This window comes from Asaia sp. SF2.1 (assembly GCF_000505765.1).
In the GTDB taxonomy this organism is placed as follows: domain Bacteria; phylum Pseudomonadota; class Alphaproteobacteria; order Acetobacterales; family Acetobacteraceae; genus Asaia; species Asaia bogorensis.
This window is the reverse complement of the sequence record NZ_AYXS01000049.1, coordinates 3,507-10,860: the sequence shown is the minus strand read 5'-3', so window position 1 is coordinate 10,860 and position 7,354 is coordinate 3,507. Positions and strand designations below refer to the sequence as shown.

Sequence of the window (7,354 nt, the reverse complement as noted above, 5' to 3'; positions counted from 1 at the left end):
CCGGGGGCTCATGGCAACTACCCCCATGTCGGGCTCACACCAACTGCCCAGGTCGATCTGCCCAGTGCCCCGGCCCGGAAGGCTCTTACAGACAAGCTGACGCTTCAGCGCAACCTCAGCCAGCATCTGGCCGTGGCTGACGGCCCACTCATCATCCCGGCGCCGCCGCCCCCACCGCAGCCCAAGCCACGCTCCGCGGGCGATGATAGTGGCTCATCGATGAGCGTTGTAGCGCCCGGCCAGACACCGCCAGCGACGCCTGCACCAGCTGCGGTACCGGCACCGGCACCCGCATCGGCTGCTTCACCAGCGCCTAAACCTCCGGCTGCCAAACCGGCAGCGAAGAAGGCTGCGCCCGCCGAAACAGCGCCGCCCGAGGCCGCCCTGCCTGAGGTCACACGTTTTGCGCCGCCGCCGATCAAACCGGGCGAGCTGCCGCAGATCGGCGATCTGCCGCCCCAGGCGCCACGTTTTCCCGGCTTTGATATTCCGCGCGATGCCGCCCTGCCGGACATTGCACCGCCCTCTTATGATCTGACCGAGCCCCATGGCACGCTGATCCGCTTCAAGCAGGCGTCCGATCAGATCGCGAATGGCCAGGACGGCACGATCGGCAAATTCCTGGGCACGCGCGGCCCTCATGACGTGGTCTATGTGAAGGGTTTTGGCGAGATCACGTCATTCCGCCCTGAAGAACAGGTTATTGGCATCAAGCTCGGCCTGTTGCGTGCACGCGTGGTGGCACAGACCCTGATTCTGCACGGCGTCCCCGCATCGGATATCCGTCTGAGCGCTGGTGCGCTGGGGCGTGGCGCGAGAATTGACCGCTCGCCTTACTGAGGACGGTTCACCCGGTTCTGGAAACAGGTTAGTGAAGATTGTCGGAGTCGCCCTGACTCCGGTAATTTTATTTCAACCCTGTGCCCCCGAGCCGAAAAAATGACCGAAGAGTTTCACCGTATCCGTCGCCTGCCGCCCTATGTCTTTGCCGAAGTAAACAAGGCCAAGGCCGCGGCCCGAGCGCATGGTGAAGACATCATCGATCTGGGCATGGGCAACCCCGACAGCCCCACACCGCCCCATATCGTCAAGAAGCTTGTCGAGACCGTGGCCGACCCGCGCAGCCATCGCTACTCGGTCAGCCGCGGTATTCCCGGTCTGCGTCGCGCCCTGGCCGGGTATTATGAGCGCCGCTTTGGTGTGGATCTGAACCCCGAGACCGAAGTTATCGCGACCCTGGGCTCGAAGGAAGGCCTGGCCAATCTGTCATCGGCCATTACCAGCCCCGGCGACACAATTCTGGTGCCGAATCCGTCCTACCCCATTCATCAGTTTGGCTTCATCATTGCGGGCGCATCGGTGCGCTCCATCCCCGCGACGCCAGATGAGGACATGTTGCGCGCGCTTGAACGGGCTGTGCGCCATTCCGTCCCCAAGCCCACCGCGCTCATCGTGAACTTTCCGTCCAACCCGACGGCCTTTACGGCATCGCTCGATTTCTACAAGGAGCTGGTCGCTTTCGCCCGTCGCGAGCAGATCTGGATCCTGTCGGATCTGGCCTATTGCGAAATCTATTTCGGCAACGAGCCGCCACCGTCGATCCTGCAGGTGCCGGGTGCCAAGGAGATCGCGGTCGAGTTCACCTCACTGTCGAAGACCTATTCCATGGCCGGCTGGCGCATGGGCTTTGCCGCTGGCAACCCGCATCTGATCCAGGCCCTCACACGCATCAAGTCCTATCTCGACTACGGCGCCTTCACCCCCATTCAGGTGGCGGCCGTCGCGGCCCTGAGCGGCCCGCAAGATTGTGTGGCTGAAATTCGGGACATGTATCGCGAGCGTCGCGACGTGCTGATCCGCGGGCTGCATGCTGCGGGCTGGGACGTCCCCTCTCCCCAGGGCTCGATGTTCGCCTGGGCGCCTATTCCGGAGCGCTTTGCCGAAATGGGCAGCGTCGATTTCAGCAAGCTGTTGCTGAAAGAGGCTGGTGTGGCCGTGGCCCCGGGTCTGGGCTTTGGTGAATATGGCGAAGGCTTCGTTCGTATCGGTCTTGTCGAGAACACGCAGCGCCTGCGTCAGGCTACGCGTGCCATCAAGACCTTCCTTAACAAACACGGCGTCAAACAGGCAGAGGCAGTTTCGTGAACGGTCAAACACTTCATCTTGGTATTGCTGGTCTTGGCACGGTCGGGGCTGGCGTGGTGCGCCTTCTGCGTGAGAACGCCCAGGCCATTACTGCCCGTGCCGGACAGACCATCAAGGTGGTCGCTGTCTCGGCCCGCGATCGCACCCGCGACCGTGGCGTCGATCTTGCCGGTCTGACCTGGCATGATGACCCCATTGCGCTGGCCAGTGACCCGAAGGTCGATGTGGTGCTGGAGCTGATTGGCGGCGCAGAGGGGTCAGCCCGTACGTTGGTCGAAACCGCCCTGAAGGCTGGCAAGCCGGTCGTAACCGCCAACAAGGCCCTGCTTGCCATTCATGGTGCGGCTCTGGCCTCGCTGGCCCGCGAGAACAACACCTCCCTGCTGTTCGAAGCCTCGGTGGCAGGCGGCATCCCGGCCATCAAGCTCGTGCGTGAGGGTCTGGCAGCGGATAATCTGGTGCGCGTTGGCGGCATCCTGAACGGCACCTGCAACTACATCCTGACCGCTATGCGCGAGTCGGGCCGCGATTTTGGCGATATCCTCGCCGAGGCGCAGGCTCTTGGATATGCCGAAGCCGACCCTTCCACCGATGTGGATGGCTGGGACGCTGCCCACAAGCTCGCCATACTTGCCGGCCTTGCCTTTGGTCAGCCGGTGCGGTTCGACAGCCTGCATGTCGAGGGAATCCGCAACATCGCCGCGTGCGATCAGGCCTTTGCCCGCGAGATGGGCTATCGCATCAAGCTGCTGGGCAGTGCGCGCCGTGATGAGCAGGGCGCCATCGAGGCCTCCATGCGCCCGTGCATGGTGCCGCAATCCGCCCCGATCGCGAATGTGGACGGCGTTTTCAATGCCGTCCTGACCGAAGGTGCCTCCAGCGGTCCGATGCTGATTGAAGGCCGTGGTGCGGGCGCAGGACCGACCGCCAGCGCCGTAATGGCGGATGTGATCGATCTCGCCCGGGGAACAGCCCTGCCCGTATGGGGGATGGACCCACGGCCCGAAATCGCGTGTGCCCCGCGCGAAAACCTGGCCGGGCAGTATTATCTGCGCCTCTTTGTGCAGGATCGCCCCGGCGTGGTGGCCGATATTACGGCGGCCCTGCGCGACTATGGCGTATCCCTGCGCGCCCTCTCGCAACATGCGGCGGAAGAGGCTGGAAAAGCGGCTTCTTCACAGACGGTTGTTCCGCTGGCGCTTGTTACACATGAAACCAGCGAGGCGGCCATGCTTTCCGTCCTGACGGCCCTCGAGCCCCTGGAAACTGTCGTCGGCACACCGCTGCTCATGAAAATCGAGACTGTGTGATGTGGCAAAGGCGGCACATCCCGGCATAACAGGGCGTGTCGCAATTCCGGCTCAGCTGGATAGAGTACAGATAGGATATACCGGATGCCTTTCTCTCCTAAGTATAAAGTGACGGATCGCAACCTCGCGCTCGAGCTCGTGCGCGTGACAGAAGCTGCGGCCATCTCGTCATCGGCCTGGACTGGCCGTGGGGAAAAGAACGAGGCTGACGGTGCAGCCGTCCAGGCCATGCGGGCCGCTTTCGACACCGTCGCGATCGAGGGTACGGTCGTGATCGGCGAGGGCGAGATGGACGAAGCCCCGATGCTCTATATCGGCGAAAAGGTGGGCGCCGGCGGTCCCAAGATGGACATCGCCGTCGACCCGCTTGAAGGCACCAATCTTTGCGCCAAGGACATGCCGAACGCCATGACGATGGTGGCACTGGCCGAGAGCGGTAACTTCCTCCATGCGCCTGACATCTACATGCAGAAGCTGGTGGTGGGCCCGAACCTGCCGGACGATCTGATCGATATCGACGCCCCGATCGAAACCACACTGCGTGACCTCGCCAAGGCCAAGGGCAAGGATATCTCCTCGCTCACCATGTGCGCGCTCGACCGCGAACGTCATGAGGAGCTGATTGCCCGCGCCCGCGAAGCCGGTGCACGCGTTATGCTGCTGACCGATGGCGACGTTGCTGCCGCCATTGCGGCCTGTATGGATGAGAGCCGCGTGGACATCTATGCGGGTTCGGGTGGCGCGCCGGAAGGTGTTCTGGCTGCCGCAGCCGTGCGCTGCGTGGGTGGGCAGATGCAGGGCCGCCTGATGTTCGAGGATGAGAGCCAGATCGAGCGCGCCCGCTCGATGGATCCGGGCAATGACCCGACCCGCAAGCTCGGCCTGCATGACATGGCCCGTGGCGACGTGCTGTTCTCGGCCACCGGTGTCACGACCGGAACATTGCTGCGTGGTGTGCGCTTCTACGGCCCGACCGTTGCCCGCACTCATTCCATCGTCATGCGCTCCAAGTCTGCCACGGTGCGCTTCATTGAAGGGCGGCACAATTTCACCACCAAGACGTGGGCAGGTCACTGATCCCACCCTATAAAGGAGCGTATGTCTGACGCTCCCACGATCATCGCTTCGCCAGAACCGGTTCTTTCTGTCCATGAAAGTGGCAGTCAGCGTTCCTGGGTCTGGCGCGATGACAGGCTGGCCAGCGGTGATGGTCGCATCGCCCTGGCCATCGCGCAACGCGCTGCCATTCCCGAATTACTGGCCCGCATCCTGCACAGCCGCGGGGTCGATGCCGCCCGTATTCCGGCTTTTCTCGACCCGAAACTGCGCGACTGGCTGCCAGACCCGTCCTGCCTGACAGGCATGAGTGACGCTGCCCTGCGACTGGCCAACGCCGTCAAGACGGGTGAGACCATTGGCGTCTTCGGTGATTACGATGTCGACGGTGCCTGTGGCACCACCCTTCTTACCGAAACGCTTCGCGAGCTGGGATGCCCGGTCTTTTTCCATATTCCCGACCGGCAGAAGGAGGGTTATGGCCCCAACGGGCCAGCCCTTGAAGGCCTGCGCTCCAAAGGGGCGAGCCTACTTATCTGTGTCGATTGCGGGACGGCCTCCGTTGATCTGCTCACCAGCCTCAAAGAGGATGGTGATATTATCGTGCTGGACCATCACAAGCCAGACGGGGCCATTCTGCCTGACTGTCTGGTGGTCAACCCCAACCGCCTCGACTGCGAGTCGGGGCTAGGGCATCTTTGCGCCACGAGCGTCGCCTTCCTTACGCTGATTGCTACCTGCCGGACGTTGCGCGCGTCGGGCTGGTTTGACGCGCATGAGGAGCCTGCCCTGCTGCGCAAGCTCGATCTGGTGGCACTGGCCACAATCTGCGATGTGATGCCCCTGCGCGACCTCAACCGCGCTTTCGTCGCCCAAGGCCTGCGTGTAATGGGCCGTGGCGAGCGGCTGGGCCTGTCCACCTTGGCCTCCGTGGCAGGGGTGAAAGAAACAGCCAGCGCCATGGCCTGTGGCTTTGCCATCGGGCCACGAATCAACGCGGGCGGCCGTATTGCGCAAGCCGAACTCGGGGTAAAGCTGCTCCTGAGCGACGATGCGTTCGAGGCCCGCGCACTGGCCGAAAAACTCGATGAAATCAACCGGCAGCGCCAGACTGTCGAGGCAGATATCCTCAACGATGCCTATGCCCAAGCCGAAGCGCAGCTAGAGGCTGGTCACGCGGCCCTGTTCCTGCATGGCGAGGACTGGCATCCGGGTGTTGTAGGTATCGTCGCCAGTCGTATCCGTGAGCGCTGCAACAGGCCTGTGCTGGTTGGCGCTTTTCGGGATGGCAGGATCAAGGGCTCGGCCCGCTCTGTGCCGGGCATCGACCTTGGCGCGGCTGTAATCAATGCCTGCCAATCGGGGTTGCTTCTTACCGGTGGCGGTCACGCCATGGCGGCCGGGTTCTCTCTTGACGCAGCAAGAGCAGCGGAATTCCACCAGTTCCTTGACGAGGCGCTTGCCCAGGCCAGACTCCGCCCGCGCCACGACTCACTATGCATAGACGGCGTACTGACCCTTCGTGGAGCAACGACGGAAATTGCCGCACAGCTGGCACGCCTCGGCCCCTTCGGGGCTGGCCATGAAGAGCCGGTCATTGCCATCAGCCGCGTTCGTGCCGTCAAGACCGAGCGTATCGGGCGCGATGGCAACACGCTGCGTGTCATCCTGCAGGGCGAGGATGGTGGCAGGCTGCGTGGTCTGGTCTTTCGCGCCGCAGACAAGGCGTTCGCTGCCCTGCTGGAAGACCGGGCCATGCCGGTACTTCACGTGGCGGGGCAACTGCGCTGCGAGCAGTGGAACGGTCAGGATATGCTGAGCTTTTTTATTTTGGACGCTGCCACGATTTAGGGTTGACCCCCATCCGGGGGTGAGATAATCAGCCGCTCACGCCTCCAGTCCCGTTCGTCTAGAGGCCTAGGACACCGCCCTTTCACGGCGGTAACACGGGTTCGAATCCCGTACGGGACACCACGGCATTTACCGCAGTTCTCTGCGGGGTGCAGCCGGTTACAAGCATAATCCTGATTTACCAGAGTGTTGATTTTGAGCCATTCCTGAGCCAATCAGGAAATTATGGCTCTTTGGTATCAGGGGCTTCGCATGAGCGAATCAGAAAGATCAGGCATCGATCCGGCCACAGGTAAACAGCTCCCCAAGGGCGTATGGTACCGAGGCGCGGGTCAGTATCAGGCGCGCAAGATGGTCGACGGTAAACGCCTGAGAAAGACCTTCGCATCTTCAGCTCTGGCTCGTCGCTGGCTCACTGAAAAACGTGCCGAGGTCGATCTTCGCCAGTTCAAGGACACATCGTCCCTCGACAAGACGCCTCTCAGACGATTGGTGGAACGCTATCGCGACGAGTGCATGGCCCATCGCCAAGCGGACCGCACTGGCCACATCCCTGCCCTGCTCGATGACCCTATTGTGAATGTTATGGTGAGCAAATGGCAGCCCGCTGACGTTCGGGCCTTTCGCGATCGCATGCTGTCCGACGGTTATGCGCCAGCGACCGTAGTCAAGCGGCTCAATCTCCTCGCCAGCGTCGTCCAACATGCGATCAGCGAGTGGGATATCCACACGGTCAATCATGCTTCGGGCAGGGTTGTGAAACGGCCGCAAGGTGCTGACAGGAAGCGTAACAGGCGGTTGGCCATTCTCGACAATGAGCACAATCTTCAGAGTGAATATGACCGCCTTATAGAGGTCGTTTCGACATCCGAGCATGCCGATGATGTGTGGCTCGTCAAATGGTCGATCGAACAAGCCTGCCGTTTATCGGAATCCGTTTCTCTCTGCTGGAAAGACATCGATTTCCGTAGTCGTACGCTGTCGCTTGCCCG

5 protein-coding genes, 1 tRNA gene and 1 pseudogene are annotated in these 7,354 nt (G+C 62.1%); all 7 read left to right on the top strand.

The genetic code is table 11. From position 1 onward, the window contains the following. Positions 1-840: hypothetical protein (locus P792_RS33625; RefSeq protein ID WP_023979735.1), on the top strand; the 840-nt coding region annotated here is incomplete at its 5' end. Positions 841-939: 99 nt separating this feature from the next. After that, entirely contained in the window at positions 940-2,145 is a 1,206-nt protein-coding gene (locus tag P792_RS33620) for an LL-diaminopimelate aminotransferase (protein ID WP_023979734.1), read from the top strand. Beyond that, positions 2,142-3,455: a homoserine dehydrogenase gene (locus tag P792_RS33615; protein WP_023979733.1), complete on the top strand. Its 1,314-nt coding sequence runs from the start codon at positions 2,142-2,144 to the stop codon at positions 3,453-3,455. The genes P792_RS33620 and P792_RS33615 overlap by 4 nt, the downstream gene beginning before the upstream one ends. Positions 3,456-3,539: 84 nt before the next feature. After that, positions 3,540-4,532: a class II fructose-bisphosphatase gene (gene glpX, locus P792_RS33610; protein WP_023979732.1), complete on the top strand. Its 993-nt coding sequence runs from the start codon at positions 3,540-3,542 to the stop codon at positions 4,530-4,532. Between the two features lie 21 nt (positions 4,533-4,553). After that, positions 4,554-6,362 (top strand): single-stranded-DNA-specific exonuclease RecJ, encoded by a 1,809-nt coding sequence (gene recJ / locus P792_RS33605; RefSeq protein ID WP_023979731.1) that lies wholly within the window; start codon positions 4,554-4,556, stop codon positions 6,360-6,362. A gap of 47 nt (positions 6,363-6,409) precedes the next feature. Then, positions 6,410-6,485 (top strand) — tRNA-Glu (locus tag P792_RS33600). Positions 6,486-6,614: 129 nt separating this feature from the next. Next, positions 6,615-7,354: pseudogene (locus tag P792_RS33595) on the top strand (site-specific integrase); the annotation flags it as partial.

Coding starts and splice junctions, on each gene's coding strand:
- P792_RS33620 (WP_023979734.1), top strand. CDS start 940: ATGACCGAAGAGTTTCACCGTATCCGTCGCCTGCCGCCCTATGTCTTT.
- glpX (WP_023979732.1), top strand. CDS start 3,540: ATGCCTTTCTCTCCTAAGTATAAAGTGACGGATCGCAACCTCGCGCTC.
- recJ (WP_023979731.1), top strand. CDS start 4,554: ATGTCTGACGCTCCCACGATCATCGCTTCGCCAGAACCGGTTCTTTCT.